This is a genomic window from Asanoa iriomotensis (genome assembly GCF_016862515.1).
Taxonomy (GTDB): Bacteria; Actinomycetota; Actinomycetes; order Mycobacteriales; family Micromonosporaceae; genus Asanoa; species Asanoa iriomotensis.
Map to the genome: position 1 here is coordinate 52,246 of NZ_BONC01000011.1, position 16,838 is coordinate 69,083.

A 16,838-nucleotide genomic window follows, 5' to 3' on the forward strand; every position below is an offset into this window, starting at 1 on the left:
CATGATGACCCGCGTGGAGCAGACAGCGCACCGGGCCGCGATAGAGAGCGCTCTCGCGACCCTCGACCTTGACACCAAGGTCCGACTTCTCACAGGTCAGGACTACTGGCGGCTGCCGGCGGTCCCGGAGATCGGGCTGGCCGCCCTGACCATGTCGGACGGCCCGATCGGCGTCCGCGGCGTGGTGTGGTCGCCCGATAACCCCTCGGTCGCGCTGCCCAGCCCGACCGCGCTGGCCGCGACCTGGGACCCGGAGGTGTCGCGGCTCGCCGGCCGGGTGCTCGGCCAGGAGTGCCGGTCGCGGGGCATCCACATCCTGCTCGCGCCGACCGTCAACCTGCACCGCAGCCCGCTGGGCGGCCGGCACTTCGAGTGCTACTCGGAGGACCCGCTGCTGACCGCCGAGATCGGCATCGGGTACGTGACGGGCCTGCAGGAGCAGGGCGTCGGCGCGCAGGTCAAGCACTTCGTCGCCAACGACTCCGAGACCGACCGGTTCACGGTCGACGTGCGGGTCTCGCAGCGGGCGCTGCGCGAGCTCTACCTGGTGCCGTTCGAGCGGATCGTCGCCGCCGGGGTGTGGAGCGTGATGGCCGCGTACAACGGCGTCAACGGCTCGACGATGACCGAGCACGACGAGCTGGTCAACGGGCTGCTCAAGGGCGAGTGGGGTTTCGACGGCGCGGTGGTCTCCGACTGGACCGCGGCCCGCACCACGGTGGCCACCGCGACCGGCGGCCTGGACGTGGCCATGCCGGCGTTCGCCGCACCGTGGGGCGACAAGCTGCTCGCCGCCGTCCGCGCCGGCGACGTCTCCGAGGAGCAGATCGACGACAAGGTGCGGCGGATCCTGCTGCTCGCGGGTCGCGTCGGCGCCTGGTCCCAGGTGCCGCCCGCGGTGCCGGCCTCCTCCTTCGCCGGCGGCCTCGACGTCGACGCCGCGGCCCGGGAGATCGCCACCCGCTCGTTCGTGCTGGCCCGCAACGAGAACGGCGCGCTGCCCCTCGACGCCGGCGCGGTGCGGAAGGTCGCCGTCCTCGGCGCGCTCGCCGACGACGCCCGGATCCTGGGTGGCGGCTCGGCCCGGGTGCTGCCGCGGCACATCGTGTCGCCGCTGGCCGGCCTGACCGCCGCGCTGCCCGATGCCGAGGTCGTCTACGCGGTCGGCGCCGACCCCCGCCCGGAGTTGGCCGCGGCCACCGGTCTGGAGTGGACGCCGATCACCACGACCCTGCGCGACGCGGCCGGCGACGCGCTCTACGAGTCAACGATCGACGCCGCGGACGTGCGCTGGATGGGCGACCTGCCGGAGAGCGTCGACCCGGCGACCGCCGCGACCGTCGAGATCTCGGCGACATTCACGCCGTCGGTCACCGGCACGCACCTGCTGGCCGCCAACGGCTTCGGCGGCCTGGTGCTGCGGGTCGGCGGTGAGACGGTGTTCGAGGACCAGGTCTACGCGCCCGGCGACGACCCCGTGACCACCGCGTTCCTCACCCCGGTCGAGCACCGCGTCCCGGTGGAGGCGGTCGCCGGCAAGCCGGTCGACGTCGTGCTGACGCACCGGATCTACCCGGGCCGGCACGGCTTCGTGACGCTGACGCTCGGCCACGGCCGGCCGGTCGCCGACGCCGGGACGCTGCTCGACGAGGCGGCCCAGGTGGCGGCCGAGGCCGACGTCGCGGTCGTGGTCGTCGGCACCACCGAGGAGGTCGAGTCCGAGGGCTTCGACCGCACGACGCTGGGCCTGCCCGGCCGGCAGGACGAGCTGGTCGCCCGGGTCGCGGCCGCCAACCCGCGCACCGTGGTCGTGGTCAACGCCGGCTCGCCGGTGCTGATGCCCTGGGTCGACGACGTGGCCGCGGTGCTGCTGACCTGGTTCCCGGGTCAGGAGGCCGGCGCGGCGCTGGCCGACGTGCTGCTCGGGCTGGCCGAACCGGGCGGGCGGCTGCCGACCACCTGGCCGAGGGCCACCGCCGACCTGCCGGTGCTGTCGACGACGCCGACCGACGGGACGCTGACGTACGCCGAGGACGTGCTGATCGGCTACCGGGGCTGGACCGCCGGGCCAACTGCCGGTCTCGAACGACGAGACCGCGAGCCGCTCTTCCCGTTCGGCCACGGGCTTGGTTACACCACCTGGGCGTACGAGTCGCTGACCGTCGAGAACGGCGCCGCCGTGGTCACCGTCCGCAACACGGGCGCGCGGGCCGGACGCGAGGTCGTCCAGGTGTACGTGGGCGCGACCACCGGCGACGGGCCGGTGCGGCCGGCGCGCTGGCTGGCCGGGTTCGCCTCGGTGACGGCGGCGCCGGGTGACGCCGTGACCGTGCGGATTCCGTTGCCGGAGCGGGCATTCCAGGTCTGGGACGACGGCGGGTGGCGCACGGTCGCGGGCACGTACCGGGTCGAGGCGTCGGCCTCTGTCAACGATCCGAAAATCACGGCCACGGTCGATGTGTGACCTAAGGTCGATCTTGCCCTGGTCGGCAAATGGCGAATGTTCGACGTTCGCCCGAACGGGGAAGGCGGACTTGCTGAAGACCGGGTGATGTGGTCTCGTATATGGGACGGCCGGCGCCTTCCCCCGTGGGTGCCGGCCGTCGACCATGTTCAATGGCTTTCCTGTGCGTCGGCTATGTGTTCCAGCGACCCAACCGGGCACTGAGGACAGCCAACGCCGCCACTCCGGCGGTCGACGTGCGCAGCACCGACGGGCCCAACCGCACCGCGACGGCGCCGGCATTCTCGAACGCCGCCAGTTCCTCGGGCGTGATGCCGCCTTCCGGGCCGACCACCAAAAGCACCTCGCCGCGCGCCGGCAGTGACGCCGTGGCGAGCGCGGTGGACGCCTCCTCGTGCAGCACGAAAGCGGCCGCCGCGGCGCCCAGCCGGGCGGACACCGCACGCGTCGACTCGTCGGGATCCCCGGCGATGGTCGGGCACCAGGCCCGCCGGGACTGCTTGGCCGCCTCGCGGGCGGTGGTGACCCAGCGGTCGCGGGCCTTGTCGCCGCGTTCGGCCCGCCAGCGGGCCACCGAGCGGGCCGCCGCCCACGGCACGATCTCGTCGACGCCGACCTCGGTCATGGCCTGGACGGCCAACTCGCCCCGGTCGCCCTTCGCGATGCCCTGCACCACGACGAGGCGGGGGTCGGGCGGCGGCTCGTACCCCCGCGATGTGACCGCCAAGGTGAGCGCGCCCTTGCCGACGGCCGTGACCACCGCCTCGGCCGTGCCGCCGCGCCCGTCAGCGAGCAGCAGCTCCTCGCCGGCGCCGATCCGCTGCACGGTCGCGGCGTGGCGCCCTTCCGGGCCGTCGAGCACGAACTCCTCGCCCGACGGCAGCGCGTCGACGAGGAAGAGGGGTCGGCTCAATGGAGCTTGCGACACATGGCGTCAGTGGCCGTTGAAGGCGTCGCGCATCCGGGAGAAGAAGCCGCCCTGCTTGGTCAGCTCGGCCACCTCTTCGCCACGGGAGCGGGAGAACTCGCGGAGCACCCGCTCCTGGTCGGCGGTCAGCTTGGTCGGCGTGCGCACGTCGAGGTGCACGTAGAGGTCGCCGCGGCCGGCGCCGCGCAGGTGCGGCACGCCGCGAGCGCGCAGCCGCAGCGTGGAGTTGGGCTGGGTGCCCGGCTTGACGTCGACCGTCTCCTCGCTGTCGAGGGTCTTGATGGTCAGCCGGGTGCCGAGCGCCGCCGCCGTCATCGGCACGGTCACCCGGCAGTGCAGGTCGTCGCCCTTGCGGGAGTAGACGTCGTGCGGCCGCTCGTGGATCTCGACGTAGAGGTCGCCGGCGGTGCCGCCGCCGGGGCCGACCTCGCCCTGCTGGGCGAGCCGGATCCGCATGCCGTCCTCGACGCCGGCCGGGATCTTCACGGTCAGCGACCGCCGGGTGCGCACCCGGCCGTCGCCGGCGCAGGTCGGGCACGGGTGCGGGATGACCGTGCCGTAGCCCTGGCAGACCGTGCACGGGCGGGACGAGACGACCTGGCCGAGGAACGTGCGCTGCACCGACTGCACCTCGCCGCGGCCGCCGCAGGTCTCGCAGGTGGCCAGGTGGGTGCCGGCGGCCGTGCCGGCGCCGGAGCAGGTGGTGCAGAGCACGGCGGTGTCGACGGTGATCGGCGCCTCGACGCCGAACGCGGTCTCCAGCAGGTCGAGCTCGAGCCGCAGGATCGCGTCGGCGCCGGGCCGGGTGCGCGGGCGCGGGCCACGCGCGCCGCCGCCGGCCGCGCCGAAGAACGCGTCCATGATGTCCTGGAAGCCGACGAACGGGCCCGCGCCGCCGGGGCCGCCGCCCGGCCCGCCGCCGCCCGGCGCGAGCGGGTCGCCGCCGAGGTCGACGATCTGCCGCTTCTGGTCGTCGGAGAGGACCTCGTAGGCCGCGTTGATCTCCTTGAACTTCTCGGCCGCCTCGGGATCGGGGTTGACGTCCGGATGGTACTGACGCGCCAGCTTCCGGTACGCGCGCTTGATCTCGTCGTCACTGGCGTCCCGGGCGACGCCCAGAATCCCGTAGTAATCCCTGGCCACTGTGTTCTGAGTCCTCATGTCGTCTCGCTTGTGCCGGCCGCCGGTGATCAGGTCTAGGGGTGTGTCAGTTCTGCGCCAGCATCTCGCCTACGTAGCGTGCCACGGCGCGCACGGTCGCGATGGTGGCGGGGTAGTCCATCCGCGTGGGTCCGAGCACACCGAGCCCACCGACGATGGTGACACCCGGGCCGTAGCCGGTGCTCACGATCGAGGTGGACCGCAAGTTGTCGATCTCGGTCTCGTCGCCGATCCGGACCCGGGTGATCGGCTCCACCTCGCCGATCAGCTTGAGCAGGATGACCTCTTCTTCCAGCGCCTCGAGGATCGGGCGCAGCGAACCCTGGAAGTCGAGCAGGCCGCCGCGGGTCAGGTTGGCCGTGCCGGCCAGCGCCACCCGCTCCTCGTGCCGCTCGACCAGCGTCTCCAGCAGCACCGTCGACAGCGCGATGGTGGCCGGGGTCAGCTCGGGCGCCGACTCGTCGACCAGCGCCTGCACCAGCGGAGGCGTGTCGGCGAGCTTGCTGCCGCAGAGCTTCTCGTTGGTCAGCCGGCGCAGCGTGGTGACCTGGGACTCGTCGATCGGCGCGGGCAGGTCGACCACCCGCTGCTCGACCCGGCCGGTGTTGGCGATCATGACGACCATCAGCCGGGTGGTGGAGATGGGCACCAGCTCCAGGTGGCGGACGGTCGACCTGGCCAGGCTCGGGTATTGCACGACCGCCACCTGGCGGGTGAGCTGGGCCAGCAGGCGGACTGTCCGGTGCACGACGTCGTCGAGGTCGACGGCGCCGACCAGGAACCGCTCGATCGCCCGGCGCTCGGCCGGGCTCAGCGGCTTGACGGTCGACAAGCGGTCGACGAACAGGCGGTAGCCCCGGTCGGTGGGCACCCGGCCGGCGCTGGTGTGCGGCTGCCGGATGTAGCCCTCTTCCTCGAGCACCGCCATGTCGTTGCGCACGGTGGCGGGGGAAACGCCCAGTTGGTGGCGCTCGACGAGGGACTTGCTGCCGACCGGTTCCTGGGTGGCGACATAGTCCTCGACGATCGCCCGCAGCACGTCGAGCTTGCGGTCATCGAGAGCCATCCGTCACCCCTTTCCGCCTTCTTGGCACTCGACTGTAGCGAGTGCCAGTCTACGACGCACCGGTCTACCTAGCGATGATCGCTGTTCACGGAGGCCACGCTGTCCAGAAAGAGTCACAACTCGCATCTGGCGCGGGTTGATCGATACCCCTACGGTGTGGCCATGACTGAGCCACCCCGGCCGCCCGGCGAGGGCAACCCGGATCCCAATTACGCGCCTCCCCCCACCTCGGGTGGCGGCGCATACCCGCCGCCCACCTCGGGTGGCGGCGCATACCCGCCGCCCGCCGGTGGTTACCCGCCCCAGGGCGGTGGCTACCCGCCCCAGCAGGGTGGTTACCCGCCCCAGGGTGGCGGCTACCCGCCCCAGCAGGGTGGCTACTACGGTGGCGGCGCGCCCGCCACGAGCGAAGACAAGACCTGGACCCTGGTCGCGCACCTCGGCGGTGCCCTCGGCGCGCTGATCAGCCTCGGTGTCCTCGGCTTCGTCGGCCCGCTGGTCGCCTACCTGGTCCGCGGCCAGCAGTCGCCGGCCGTCCGGGCGCAGGCCGTCGCCGCGCTGAACTTCCAGGTGCTCTGGTCGATCATCGCGTTCGTGCTGACGTTCATCAGCTGGTGCCTGCTGTTCGTGCCGAGCATCATCGTGGTGGCGATCCAGGTGATCTTCGGCATCATCGCGACCGTCAGGGCCAACGAGGGTCAGCTCTACCGCTACCCGATGAGCCCCACCATGATCAAGTAAGTAGGTCGCGCACGACGGCGTCGGCGAGCAGTCTGCCCCGCAGGGTCAGCACCGCCGCGCCGTCGTCGATCTCCAGCAGGCCGTCGCCCGCCGCCCGTTCGGCGGCGGCGCGGCCCGCCGGGTCCAGCACGTCCAGCGGCAGCCCGGTGGCCAACCGCAGCCGCAGCATGACGTCCTCGGTGTGCTGGTCGTCGGGTGACAGCACCTCGCGGCCCGCGCCCGGAGAGACACCCTCCGCCAGGCGCTGGGCGTACGCCGCGGGATGTTTGACGTTCCACCAGCGCACGCCGCCGACGTGGCTGTGCGCGCCGGGGCCGACGCCCCACCAGTCGCCGCCGCTCCAGTAGAGCAGGTTGTGCCGGCACCGCCCCGCCGGCGTGGTGGCCCAGTTCGACACCTCGTACCAGTCGAAACCCGCCGCGGTCAGCGCCGCCTCCGCGGCCAGGTAGCGGTCGGCGGCCACGTCGTCCTCGGGGTAGGGCAGCTCGCCCCGCCGCATCTTCGCCGCCAGCCGGGTGCCGTCCTCGACGATCAGGGCGTACGCGCTGACGTGGTCGACACCCGCACCGATCGCCGCGGCCAGCGAGGCCGCGAAGTCGTCGGGGCTCTCACCCGGCGTCCCGTAGATCAGGTCCAGGTTGACGTGGTCGAAGCCGGCCGCCCGGGCCTCGGTCGCGGCCTGCGCCGCCCGACCGGGCGAGTGCCGACGGTCCAGGACCCGCAGCACGCCCGGCGCCACCGACTGCATGCCGAGCGAGACCCGCGTATAGCCGGCGGACCGCAGCGCGCGCAGGCTCTCCGGCGTCACCGTCTCCGGGTTGGCCTCCGTGGTCACCTCGGCGCCGGGCGCCAGGCCCCACGTCTTGTCGACCGCCGCCAGGATCCGGGCCAGGTCGTCGGCCGGCAGCAGGGTCGGCGTGCCGCCTCCGACGAAGACCGTGTCAACGGGTGGTGCGGTGCCCAGCGTGCGGGCGGCCAGCTCGAGCTCGGCCAGCACCGTGTCGGCGTAGCCCTCCGTGCGCCAGCCCGGCAGGTCGCTGGGCGCGTACGTGTTGAAGTCGCAGTAGCCGCACCGCGACGAGCAGAACGGCACGTGGACGTAGACACCGAAGCCGCGGGCACCGACCGCGCGCAGGGCGGAGTCCGGCAGCGCGCCGTCCGGCGGCATCGGTTCGCCGTCGGGAAGAGGACCGGGCATTCGTCTAGTGTGCGCCCCATGACTCTCGTACGGGTCGACACCGACCGCGGGGTGGCCACCCTCACCCTGGACAGCCCGCACAACCGCAACGCGCTCTCGACGCCGCTGATGACCGAGCTGCTCGACGCCCTGACCGCCGCCGTCGCCGACCCGGCGGTGCGGGCGGTGGTGCTCTCGCACACCGGGCCGGTGTTCTGCTCGGGCGCCGACCTCAAGGAGACCGCCGCGGCGTACGCCTCCGGGAAGGTGCCGGTCGGCATGCTCGGCGACGTGCTGGCGGCCGTGGTCGACTGCCCGAAGCCGGTGGTGGCCCGGATCGCCGGCCCGGCCCGGGCGGGCGGCCTGGGCCTGATCGCCGCAGCCGACATCGCGATCTGCGCGGCGGAGGCGACGTTCGCGTTCACCGAGGTCCGCCTCGGTGTGATCCCGGCGGTGATCTCGTCGACCGTGCTGCGCCGGCTGGCGCCCCGGGCGGCACAGGAGCTCTACCTGACCGGCGAGCTGTTCGACGGCACCCGCGCCGCCGCGATCGGGCTGGTCACGCTCGCGGTCGGGGTCGAGGAGCTGGACGCGACCGTGCGGTCCTACTGCGCGGCGCTGGTGCGGGGCGCGCCCGGTGCGCTGGCCGGCACCAAGGAGCTGTTGGCGCGCACACCGTTGGCCTCGGTCCGCGACGACGCCGCCGAGCTCGGCGCCCGCTCGGTCGGCTACTTCCTCTCGGACGAGGGTCGCGAGGGCGTGACCGCCTTCCGGGAGAAGCGGGACCCCGCCTGGATCCCGGGTTAACGCCACACGTCTGCGTTTGCGTTTCCCGGTTTCGTACCCGCGTCGTAACCTGTGCCACAAGCGGAGCGCGGAGGTGTCGGTGCGAGGTCGGGGCATGGTTGTCGGTATCGTCGCGATCTTCCTGATCGCGGCGTTCGCCGTCTGGCTGAGTTCGCAGGACTTCAAGGCACCCAACATCACGCTGCCCGTCCCGGGCCGCGACTGCACCGTGCGGGCCGGCGACGACAGCCCGCCGGTCACCCTCGACGCAGCGCAGATGGCCAACGCGGCCACGATCACCGCCATCGGCGTACGCCGGAAGATGCCGGAACGCGGCGTGGTGGTGGCGCTGGCGACGGCGCTGCAGGAGTCGAAGCTGGAGAACCTGGCCGGCGGCGACCGGGACTCGGTCGGCCTGTTCCAGCAACGGCCGAGCCAGGGCTGGGGCACGCCCGAGCAGATCCGGGATCCCCGCTACGCGGCGGGCAAGTTCTACGCGGGCCTCAAGAAGGTGCGCGGCTGGCAGGACATGCGGGTCACCGACGCCGCGCAGGCGGTGCAGCGGTCGGCCTTCCCGGAGGCCTACGAGAAGTGGGCCGACGAGTCCGCGGTGTTGGCGGCGGCCCTGCTCGGCCGCGCCACCGGAGCGGTCGCCTGCACCGTGCCCGGCGAGCCGGTGATCCGCGGCGCGCTGGCGGCCACCTCGCTGACGAAGATCCTCAACCTCGACTGGGGCACGGTCGAGCTGGTGCCGGCGAACGCGGGCTTCGCGGTGGCGGCGGCCGACCAGACGGCGGGCTGGCGCTATGCGCACTGGCTGGTCTCGCACGCGACCGATCACGGCGTCAAGACGGTCAGGTTCGCCGGGATGGAGTGGTCGGCCGACGGGGGCCGCTGGTCGTCCGTCGACGGTGCCGGCAGCGACAGGGTGCAGGCCGAGGTCTTCGGCGACGCGTGACCGTCTATACACCTGATCGTCCGCGACGCGCCCGACTGAGTTTAATCTCACTTTCTGTATGATCTTGCGCCCAGCTTGACCGGATTTGCGGGCATCCGGTGTCGCTTGCGGTAGTGATCCCCCTCCATATCGTACGGATCACCTCATCGCCGCCGATCTTCGAGGGGCCGGAGTGCTTCCCTCCCGGCAATGGCCTCTAGCATCGCCGGATAACGCAAGAACGCTTCTGATTTCGCGTTATCCCGGGGCCGCCCAGGCCCGAACCGCCGGTCGAAGTGACGGCCTAGCGACGTCATGGGGAGGAAATGCACGTGTTCGACTACGAAGGCCGTACGGGCTACGAGCCGATCAGCGAGGTCGACCGCAAGGAGTTCCACGAGCAGGGCTTCATGCTTCTGCGTAACGTCCTCACCGAGGACCACCGGGCCGCCCTCGAAGAGGCCGTCGACCGGGTGTACGCGGAGGAGAAGGCGGCCGGTCGGACCACCAAGGACGGCACCCTGCACCTGCTCGGCTTTCTGGACCGGGACGAGCTCTTCGGTGAGCTGCTGACCCACCCGATCGCGTTCCCGTACATGTGGGGCCTCGCGGGCTGGAACATCTACACGCACCACAACCACCTCGACGTCACGCCGCCGGCCGCCGAGCCGGAGAAGCCCTACTGGGGCTGGCACCAGGACGGGTACCGCCAGAACTCCGACCCGGAGACGATGGACCCGAACCTGCCGCGCCCGATGTTCTCGCTGAAGGTGGCGTACGTCCTGTCGGACCTCTCGGAGACCGGCCGCGGCGCCACCAAGGTCATCCCGGGCAGCCACCTGTGGAACTCGCTGCCGCGCCCGGCAGACCTGACGGTGCACAACCCGGACCCGGAGGGCACGGTCGAGATCACCGCGAACCCCGGTGACGCGTTCATCTTCGACCGCCGCCAGTGGCACTCGCGCTCGACGAACCTGTCGAACATCACGCGCAAGATGCTGTTCGTCGGCTACACCTACCGGTGGATCCGCCCGCTCGACGAACTGCACGTCGACCCGGCCTCGGAGTGGTACCAGAACCGGACGCCGGTCCAGCGCCAGCTCATCGGCGAGGGCACCCACACCGCGAACTACTGGGGCATCAACTGGGACGGCTACATCGACGACGAGATCCCGCTGCGCAAGGAGCTCAAGACGCGCGGCCTGCTCGACCGCAGCGTCCCCTGGCTGCGCTGATCTTTTCTTTGTTGACGGCCCGGCCCTTTACTGGGGCCGGGCCGTTCACTTCTTCAACCGTCGACGAACCTTGCCACGCAATGGCTCGGGCAGGTCGTCGACCGCCGGCAGCAGCCTGGGCAGCAGGTCGGGCTCGCCGTTGAAGGCGCGGAACAGCACTCCCACGGTGACGTCGTGGTCGGGGCGGTGCACGACCTCGATCCCGTCGTCGGCGCCGACCTGCCCCGGGGTGACCACGCTCAGGTAGGCGCCGGGCGCGCCGTGCTCGGTGAACCGCTTGATCAGATCGGGTACGCCCCAGAAGCCGGTGAACGTCATGCACGGCGTGCGGGGCTTGGTCACCTGGACGACGGCCGAGCCGACGGCCCAGCGCTCACCGATCAGGGCGTTGGTGACGTCGAGGCCCTCGGTGGTGAGGTTCTCGCCGAACGACCCGGCTCCCAGCTCGCGGTCGAGCTCACCGGCCCACCAGTGCGCGTCCTCGACGGCGTAGGCGTAGACGGCCTGGTCGGGGCTGCCGTGCACGCGGCGGTTGCCGATGTAGTCGCCGTCGACGCCGGCCGGGCTCACGCCGACCCGGTCGGTGGTCGGCAGCTTGTCGATGCCGGTCTGCCCGCCCGGCCCGTCGGCGTAGTCGGTGATCTTGCGAGTGCCGAGGTTGACCGAGATGACGCGCCCCGTTGCCATGCGGCCCAGGCTACGCAACGAGGGCCGCACCGCGCGTTGCGCGGGTGCGACCCTCGGCGAAATCGTGAACTGGCGGGTTCGCTCCAGCTCAGGCAGCGGGCGCGCTGAGCTTCTTGGCGATGGCCGACTTGCGGTTGGCCGCCTGGTTCTTGTGGATGACACCCTTGCTGACGGCCTTGTCGAGCTTGCGCGAAGCCTCGCGCATGAGCACGGTGGCCTTCTCGGCGTCGCCGGCCGCGGTCGCCTCGTGGAACTTGCGGATCGCGGTCTTCAGCGACGACTTGACCGACTTGTTACGCAGCCGGCGCTTCTCGTTCTGCCGGTTGCGCTTGATCTGGGACTTGATGTTCGCCACGCGACAGCCTCGTCCTGCTCCTGGTTGGTGTGTAAAGGGCGCAGGCGAACGTCGCCACACGCGAAAAACCAGACTACCAGTTACCCATTGACGGGCCAAAACGCCCCTCGCCGGCGCTCGAGTGTGTAGGCCGCGGTGACGGCGACCACCCGGTCCGCGTCGTGGGAAAGATCGTCGAGAGCGCGCGCCGCGCTGTCCCCCGGGATGTCCGCGAGCGCCTGTGCCAGCCGGCGACGTGCCGGCGCCTCCTGGTCGGCGAGGGCGGCCACGAGGCTCGCGGCGATCCGGTCCGCGGACGCGGGATCGCCGGCCAGTGCGCCCAAGGCGTCGGCCGCGTCGGCATCGGCCTTCTCCTCGACGATCATCCGGATCAGCGGCGGGATCGCCTCCGGTGCGCCACGGGTGCCGAGCGCCAGGGCGGCGGTCGTGCGCACGTCGGCGTCGGCGTGCGCGAGCGCGCCCCGCAGCAGGTCGGTCGCCGCCGCGCCGGGGATCTCGGCGATGCAGTGGACGGCCCGTTTGCGCCTTTGGGGCGTGGGCGCGCGCAGGCCCTCGGCGAGCAGGGCCAGCGCGTCGTCGCCGGACCGCGCGAGCGCCCAGCGGAGGGCGCCGGCGACGTTCGGGTCGGTCTCGCCCAGGGCCGCCTCGACCAGCGCCGCCACGGGCACGTCCGAGGTCAGCGCCGCTCGCTGGCGCCGCCCGGCGTCGTCGGACCCCAGGGCGTGGAGGAGGGCGACGGTCTGGAGGACGTCCGCCCAGTCGCCCGGTTCGGCGTCGTTGATCCGGTCGAGCCGGGTGAGCAGTTCCTGCTGCGCCGCGATCCGCTCCCGCGTCTGGCGGATGAGGTCGGCCACGAGCCCCGCGGGCGTGAATCCGGGATCGTCGAGCGCGCGCCCGACGTCCCGCAACGACAGCCCCAACGACCGCAGGCTCTCGACGTGAAAGATCCGGCGGATGTCGGCGCTGGAGTACTCGCGGTAGCCGCCGTGCGTGCGCCCGGTCGGCCGCACCAGCCCGAGCGAGTCGTAGTGCCTGAGCATCCGCGCACTGACCCCGGACCGCCGCGCCACGTCACCGATCAACACCGTCTAAGACCCTTCCTGGCTGGTGGTGCCGAGTGCCACGATCCGATTCGCCTCCTCGATCGCCAACTCGAATCCGGCGTCCGGGTCGCGTGAGAGCCGTTCCGTCGCGATCGCGTGCTGCCGCACCCGCGGGTCGGCGTCGGTCATCGCGGCGCGCAGGGTCGGCATCGCCGCCTCGCCCAGCGCGACCAGCGCCCGGCTGAGGCTCAACCGGGTTTCGCGGCCGCCGCGCCCTAGCTGTGTCGCCAGCGTCCCTGCCAGTGCGGGCTCGGCACTGTTAGGCACCAGCGCGACGGCCGCCCGCCAGGCACTCCGCGCCACCTCGTCGTCGGCATCGGTGAGCAGCGCCGGCGTGATCGCGGGCCAGGCCCGCCGATCCCCGATCTTGGACAGGGTGTGCAAGGCCTGACTCCGGGCCTGCGGCCGCGCACGCCGGAGCTCGGCGACGAGCTTGGGGATGGTCGCCTCCGGCGCGTGGCGGGTGAGCGCCCAGGTGAGCATCTCGCGCACGCTGAACTCGCTCTCGACCGCACACCGCTCGACGAGCTTGTCGACCAGCCGCGGATCGGGTGCCGTGCCCACCGCCATCGCCGCCCGCAACCGCACCGACGCGCTGCCGTGCTCCAGCGCCCGGCAAGCCCGCGCCGTTTCCGGGTCCTCCATGGCGACCACCTCCTCGGCCACAGCGAAGGGCTTGTCACCGTGTCAAGGTCAAGCCTGGCGAAAGGAACGGTCCGTTCCTAACGCTTTCGGCAGAGGAACGGTCCGTTCCTAACGTTCGGGCAACGCGAACCCGGCGGCATGGCGAAGCGGAGCGTTGGCAGGCGGAAGTGCCCTGAACAAACCCCCGCTGTTGGTCTTGGATGCAGCGGACCGTCACGGCTCGCGCGCTCAGCACGGCGGACGTTGGTAAAACATCGCTGCTCCAGCAGCAATCGATTACCACGATCGCCGCCGCCCGCCGAGTACGGCGACCGCCCCCGGGCCGACCTCGTTCGCGGAAGCGAACGGGCGGAGTGGCGTTGCTGCCTTGGCAGCATCCTGTCTGATGCCAACCAGCCGCGGACCTGGCAGCGAAGCGGTGACCGGCGGGAGCGACGGTCCGGACCACCGCGGGCCCGGGACCGGCTTCTGCTCCATGCTTGGCAATTGATCGCCACGTGGCCGGTGCAGCCGCCCGGCGTTGCCGGCCGGCCAGCTGAGTCCGCCCTCCGGGGAGGTATCAGCGCCAGCCCTGGCGGGCTGACAGCCAGGACAGGGCCGCCTCGCCGTGCCAGCGTTGGTGTTGGCGGACCGTTGGGGCCGCGTCGTTGGGTGGGGCCGCGGAGCGGGTCAGGAAATATCCGGACAACGCGGCCAGGGCCGCGTCGAGGGCGCCCGTCGGCACGCCCCTCGCCGTCGGGTGGGTCGACCAGAGGGCGTCCGCGTCCAGGCCGCCCGCGTGGGCCGTGATCAGCAGGACCGCCGTGTCGAACCAGGCCGGGCCGTGGCAGAGCCAGTTCCAGTCGCAGAGCCAGGCCTCGCCCGACGCGTCGATGATGACGTTGTCGAGGCGCAGGTCGCAGTGCATGAGGTTCGGGCCGGTCGGTGCGACCAGGGACGGCGCCGACGCTTCCAGGGCGGCGAGCGCGGCCAGGCGGGGGCGCGCCGGCTCCGCCCACTCGGGCATCGGCACGCGGCCCTCGGCGATCCAGCGCCACCCGCCGAACTCGTCGGCGACCATCGGCGCGAGCGCCGGCAGCTTCAGGTCGAGCAGGGCCCGCGTCGGGTGGGCGAGGGCCGCCGCAGCCTCGGCCCAGGCGTCCAGGGTGGCGGCCAACTCCGCCTCCTGCCACGGCAGCGTCGGCGTCCGGCCGGGGACCACCGCCTCCGCGCACAGGACGAACCAGTCCGGCGTCGCCAGGGTCCAGAGCGGGCGCGGCGCCCGGACCGCCGCCGGGAGGGCGGCGGTGACCAGCGCCTCGTGGGCGTACCAGTCGCAAAGATGACGCTGGTCCGCGGAGCGCGCGGCCTTGACGAAGACCTGCTCCCCCGCGGCCGTCGTCAACACCGCGGCGAAGCCGCTGGTGAAGCCCGCTCCGGCAGTCCGCGCGCCGACGACCGGAGAGGCCAGCCGGTCCTCGATCGCGGCCCGCATGCCGGCGGCCAACGACTCCCACGGCGGCCGGACGGCGGTCGCGTCGTAGGCGAAGGGCGGGGTCGCGAGCATGGCGGCAATCGTGCCGGACCGCTCCACGCCGGGGCCACCCAATTGGACATGGGAACATAGAGAGCGACCTTGACCACCGCCGATCAGAACGGACCACCGTGCCACCCACGCTCGACCGCGGCGCCAACCTGCCCGGCGCTACCGACCCGGTGCGCATCCGCAACTTCTGCATCATCGCCCACATCGACCACGGCAAGTCGACGCTGGCCGACCGGATGCTGCAGCTGACGGAGGTGGTCGACCCACGGCAGATGCGGGCGCAGTACCTGGACCGGATGGACATCGAGCGCGAACGCGGCATCACGATCAAGTCGCAGGCGGTCCGGATGCCGTGGACCGTGCGCGCCGGCGAGCGGGCCGGTGAGCAGGCCGTGCTCAACATGATCGACACGCCCGGCCACGTCGACTTCACCTACGAGGTGTCCCGCAGCCTCGCCGCCTGCGAGGGCGCCGTGCTGCTGGTCGACGCCGCGCAGGGCATCGAGGCGCAGACGCTGGCCAACCTCTACCTGGCGCTCGAGAACGACCTCCACGTCATCCCGGTGCTCAACAAGATCGACCTACCGGCGGCGCAGCCCGACAAGTACGCCGAGGAGCTCGCGCACCTGATCGGCTGCCAGCCCGAGGACTGCCTGCGGGTGTCCGGCAAGACCGGCGACGGCGTACCCCATCTGCTCGACGAGATCGTCCGGCAGTTCCAGCCACCGGTCGGCGAGCCCGACGCGCCCGCCCGGGCGATGATCTTCGACTCCGTCTACGACATCTACCGCGGCGTCGTCACGTACATCCGGGTGATCGACGGCAAGATCGAGGCGCGCGACCGGATCAAGATGATGTCCACCGGCGCCGCGCACGAGCTGCTCGAGCTCGGCGTCATCTCGCCCGAGATGGTCAAGTCGTCGGCGCTCGGCGTCGGCGAGGTGGGCTACCTGATCACCGGCGTGAAGGACGTCCGCCAGTCCCGGGTCGGTGACACGGTCACGCTCCAGAGCCGGCCGGCGACCGAGGCGCTCGGCGGCTACAAGGACCCGAAGCCGATGGTCTACTCGGGCCTCTACCCGATCGACGGCTCCGACTACCCGGCGCTGCGCGACGCGCTCGACAAGCTCAAGCTCAACGACGCCGCGCTGGTCTACGAGCCGGAAACAAGTGCCGCGCTAGGGTTCGGCTTCCGCGTCGGCTTCCTCGGCCTGCTCCACCTGGAGATCATCCGGGAGCGGCTGGAGCGCGAGTTCTCGCTCGACCTCATCTCGACCGCGCCCAACGTGGTCTACCGGGTGCTCATGGACGACGGCGAGGAGCTGACGGTCACCAACCCGAGCGAGTTCCCGGCCGGGAAGATCGCCGAGGTGTACGAGCCGGTCGTGCGCGCGACCGTCCTGACTCCCAACGACTACGTCGGCGCCGTGATGGAGCTGTGCCAGGGCCGGCGGGGCTCGCTGCTCGGCATGGACTACCTGTCGACCGACCGCGTCGAGCTGCGCTACACCCTGCCGCTCGCCGAGATCATTTTCGACTTCTTCGACCAGCTCAAGAGCCGCACCAAGGGCTACGCGAGCCTCGACTACGAGCCCTCCGGCGAGCAGAAGGCCGACCTGGTCAAGGTCGACATCCTGCTGCACGGCGAGCCGGTCGACGCGTTCAGCGCGATCGTGCACAAGGACAAGGCCTACAACTACGGCGTCAACATCGCCTCCAAGCTGCAGAAGCTGATCCCCCGGCAGCAGTTCGAGGTGCCGATCCAGGCCGCGATCGGCAGCCGGGTGATCGCCCGCGAGACGATCCGCGCGATCCGCAAGGACGTGCTGGCCAAGTGCTACGGCGGTGACATCACCCGCAAGCGCAAGCTGCTCGAGAAGCAGAAGGAAGGCAAGAAGCGGATGAAGATGGTCGGTCGCGTGGAGGTGCCGCAGGAGGCCTTCATCGCCGCGCTGAGCACCTCGGACACCGCGGCTGCCGACAAGGCTGCCAAGAAGTGATGCCGCTGGCGTCCGGACCGTCGGCCGG

Annotated in this window: 15 protein-coding genes; 6 read left to right on the forward strand and 9 right to left on the reverse strand. The window is 71.8% G+C overall.

Annotated features, from left to right (window positions below):
* The first annotated feature begins 13 nt into the window (after positions 1 to 13).
* Complete coding sequence (locus Air01nite_RS10405; RefSeq protein ID WP_239090635.1) at positions 14 to 2,464, forward strand: beta-glucosidase family protein; 2,451 nt, start codon at positions 14 to 16, stop codon at positions 2,462 to 2,464.
* A gap of 172 nt (positions 2,465 to 2,636) precedes the next feature.
* On the opposite strand, the gene Air01nite_RS10410 is transcribed toward Air01nite_RS10405, so the two are convergent.
* The 3 genes from Air01nite_RS10410 to hrcA all read right to left on the reverse strand — a co-directional run bounded on the left by Air01nite_RS10410 (position 2,637) and on the right by hrcA (position 5,619).
* Positions 2,637 to 3,377, reverse strand: coding sequence for a 16S rRNA (uracil(1498)-N(3))-methyltransferase (locus tag Air01nite_RS10410; RefSeq protein ID WP_203701786.1), 741 nt, complete (start codon positions 3,375 to 3,377; stop codon positions 2,637 to 2,639).
* Between the two features lie 21 nt (positions 3,378 to 3,398).
* Positions 3,399 to 4,535: a molecular chaperone DnaJ gene (gene dnaJ / locus Air01nite_RS10415; protein ID WP_203701872.1), complete on the reverse strand. Its 1,137-nt coding sequence runs from the start codon at positions 4,533 to 4,535 to the stop codon at positions 3,399 to 3,401.
* Between the two features lie 64 nt (positions 4,536 to 4,599).
* On the reverse strand, positions 4,600 to 5,619 hold the full coding sequence (gene hrcA / locus Air01nite_RS10420) for a heat-inducible transcriptional repressor HrcA (RefSeq protein ID WP_203701787.1): 1,020 nt from the start codon (positions 5,617 to 5,619) through the stop codon (positions 4,600 to 4,602).
* Between the two features lie 162 nt (positions 5,620 to 5,781).
* Between hrcA and Air01nite_RS10425 the strand changes: the two genes are divergently transcribed.
* Positions 5,782 to 6,360, forward strand: a complete 579-nt coding sequence (locus Air01nite_RS10425; RefSeq protein WP_203701788.1) for a DUF4870 domain-containing protein — start codon at positions 5,782 to 5,784, stop codon at positions 6,358 to 6,360.
* On the opposite strand, the gene hemW is transcribed toward Air01nite_RS10425, so the two are convergent.
* The gene (hemW, locus tag Air01nite_RS10430) at positions 6,353 to 7,558 is read right to left on the reverse strand and encodes a radical SAM family heme chaperone HemW (RefSeq protein ID WP_203701789.1); all 1,206 of its coding nucleotides are present in this window, start codon (positions 7,556 to 7,558) and stop codon (positions 6,353 to 6,355) included. The genes Air01nite_RS10425 and hemW overlap by 8 nt on opposite strands.
* A gap of 18 nt (positions 7,559 to 7,576) precedes the next feature.
* On the opposite strand from hemW, the gene Air01nite_RS10435 reads away from it, so the two are divergent.
* The 3 genes from Air01nite_RS10435 to Air01nite_RS10445 all read left to right on the forward strand — a co-directional run bounded on the left by Air01nite_RS10435 (position 7,577) and on the right by Air01nite_RS10445 (position 10,495).
* Positions 7,577 to 8,344: an enoyl-CoA hydratase family protein gene (locus Air01nite_RS10435; RefSeq protein ID WP_203701790.1), complete on the forward strand. Its 768-nt coding sequence runs from the start codon at positions 7,577 to 7,579 to the stop codon at positions 8,342 to 8,344.
* A gap of 73 nt (positions 8,345 to 8,417) precedes the next feature.
* Positions 8,418 to 9,281, forward strand: a complete 864-nt coding sequence (locus tag Air01nite_RS10440; protein WP_373310368.1) for a hypothetical protein — start codon at positions 8,418 to 8,420, stop codon at positions 9,279 to 9,281.
* 305 nt (positions 9,282 to 9,586) lie between these two features.
* Positions 9,587 to 10,495: a phytanoyl-CoA dioxygenase family protein gene (locus tag Air01nite_RS10445; RefSeq protein WP_203701792.1), complete on the forward strand. Its 909-nt coding sequence runs from the start codon at positions 9,587 to 9,589 to the stop codon at positions 10,493 to 10,495.
* Between the two features lie 45 nt (positions 10,496 to 10,540).
* Here the strand turns inward: Air01nite_RS10445 and Air01nite_RS10450 are convergent, their stop codons facing one another.
* From Air01nite_RS10450 to Air01nite_RS10470, 5 genes are all read right to left on the reverse strand, one after another.
* On the reverse strand, positions 10,541 to 11,182 hold the full coding sequence (locus Air01nite_RS10450) for an MOSC domain-containing protein (protein ID WP_203701793.1): 642 nt from the start codon (positions 11,180 to 11,182) through the stop codon (positions 10,541 to 10,543).
* Positions 11,183 to 11,270: 88 nt separating this feature from the next.
* Positions 11,271 to 11,537: a 30S ribosomal protein S20 gene (rpsT, locus tag Air01nite_RS10455; RefSeq protein WP_203701794.1), complete on the reverse strand. Its 267-nt coding sequence runs from the start codon at positions 11,535 to 11,537 to the stop codon at positions 11,271 to 11,273.
* A gap of 80 nt (positions 11,538 to 11,617) precedes the next feature.
* Complete coding sequence (locus Air01nite_RS10460; RefSeq protein ID WP_203701795.1) at positions 11,618 to 12,622, reverse strand: MerR family transcriptional regulator; 1,005 nt, start codon at positions 12,620 to 12,622, stop codon at positions 11,618 to 11,620.
* 3 nt (positions 12,623 to 12,625) lie between these two features.
* On the reverse strand, positions 12,626 to 13,285 hold the full coding sequence (locus Air01nite_RS10465) for a HEAT repeat domain-containing protein (RefSeq protein ID WP_203701796.1): 660 nt from the start codon (positions 13,283 to 13,285) through the stop codon (positions 12,626 to 12,628).
* 559 nt (positions 13,286 to 13,844) lie between these two features.
* The gene (locus Air01nite_RS10470; RefSeq protein ID WP_203701797.1) at positions 13,845 to 14,831 is read right to left on the reverse strand and encodes a phosphotransferase; all 987 of its coding nucleotides are present in this window, start codon (positions 14,829 to 14,831) and stop codon (positions 13,845 to 13,847) included.
* Positions 14,832 to 14,929: 98 nt separating this feature from the next.
* On the opposite strand from Air01nite_RS10470, the gene lepA reads away from it, so the two are divergent.
* Complete coding sequence (gene lepA / locus Air01nite_RS10475; protein ID WP_203701798.1) at positions 14,930 to 16,810, forward strand: translation elongation factor 4; 1,881 nt, start codon at positions 14,930 to 14,932, stop codon at positions 16,808 to 16,810.
* Positions 16,811 to 16,838: the final 28 nt, after the last annotated feature.

What these genes read in the sequence shown, in the direction of transcription:
- hrcA (WP_203701787.1), bottom strand. Translation starts at nt 5,619, where the DNA reads ATGGCTCTCGATGACCGCAAGCTCGACGTGCTGCGGGCGATCGTCGAG.
- Air01nite_RS10425 (WP_203701788.1), top strand. Translation starts at nt 5,782, where the DNA reads ATGACTGAGCCACCCCGGCCGCCCGGCGAGGGCAACCCGGATCCCAAT.
- hemW (WP_203701789.1), bottom strand. Translation starts at nt 7,558, where the DNA reads ATGCCCGGTCCTCTTCCCGACGGCGAACCGATGCCGCCGGACGGCGCG.
- Air01nite_RS10435 (WP_203701790.1), top strand. Translation starts at nt 7,577, where the DNA reads ATGACTCTCGTACGGGTCGACACCGACCGCGGGGTGGCCACCCTCACC.
- Air01nite_RS10445 (WP_203701792.1), top strand. Translation starts at nt 9,587, where the DNA reads ATGCACGTGTTCGACTACGAAGGCCGTACGGGCTACGAGCCGATCAGC.
- Air01nite_RS10450 (WP_203701793.1), bottom strand. Translation starts at nt 11,182, where the DNA reads ATGGCAACGGGGCGCGTCATCTCGGTCAACCTCGGCACTCGCAAGATC.
- Air01nite_RS10465 (WP_203701796.1), bottom strand. Translation starts at nt 13,285, where the DNA reads ATGGAGGACCCGGAAACGGCGCGGGCTTGCCGGGCGCTGGAGCACGGC.
- Air01nite_RS10470 (WP_203701797.1), bottom strand. Translation starts at nt 14,831, where the DNA reads ATGCTCGCGACCCCGCCCTTCGCCTACGACGCGACCGCCGTCCGGCCG.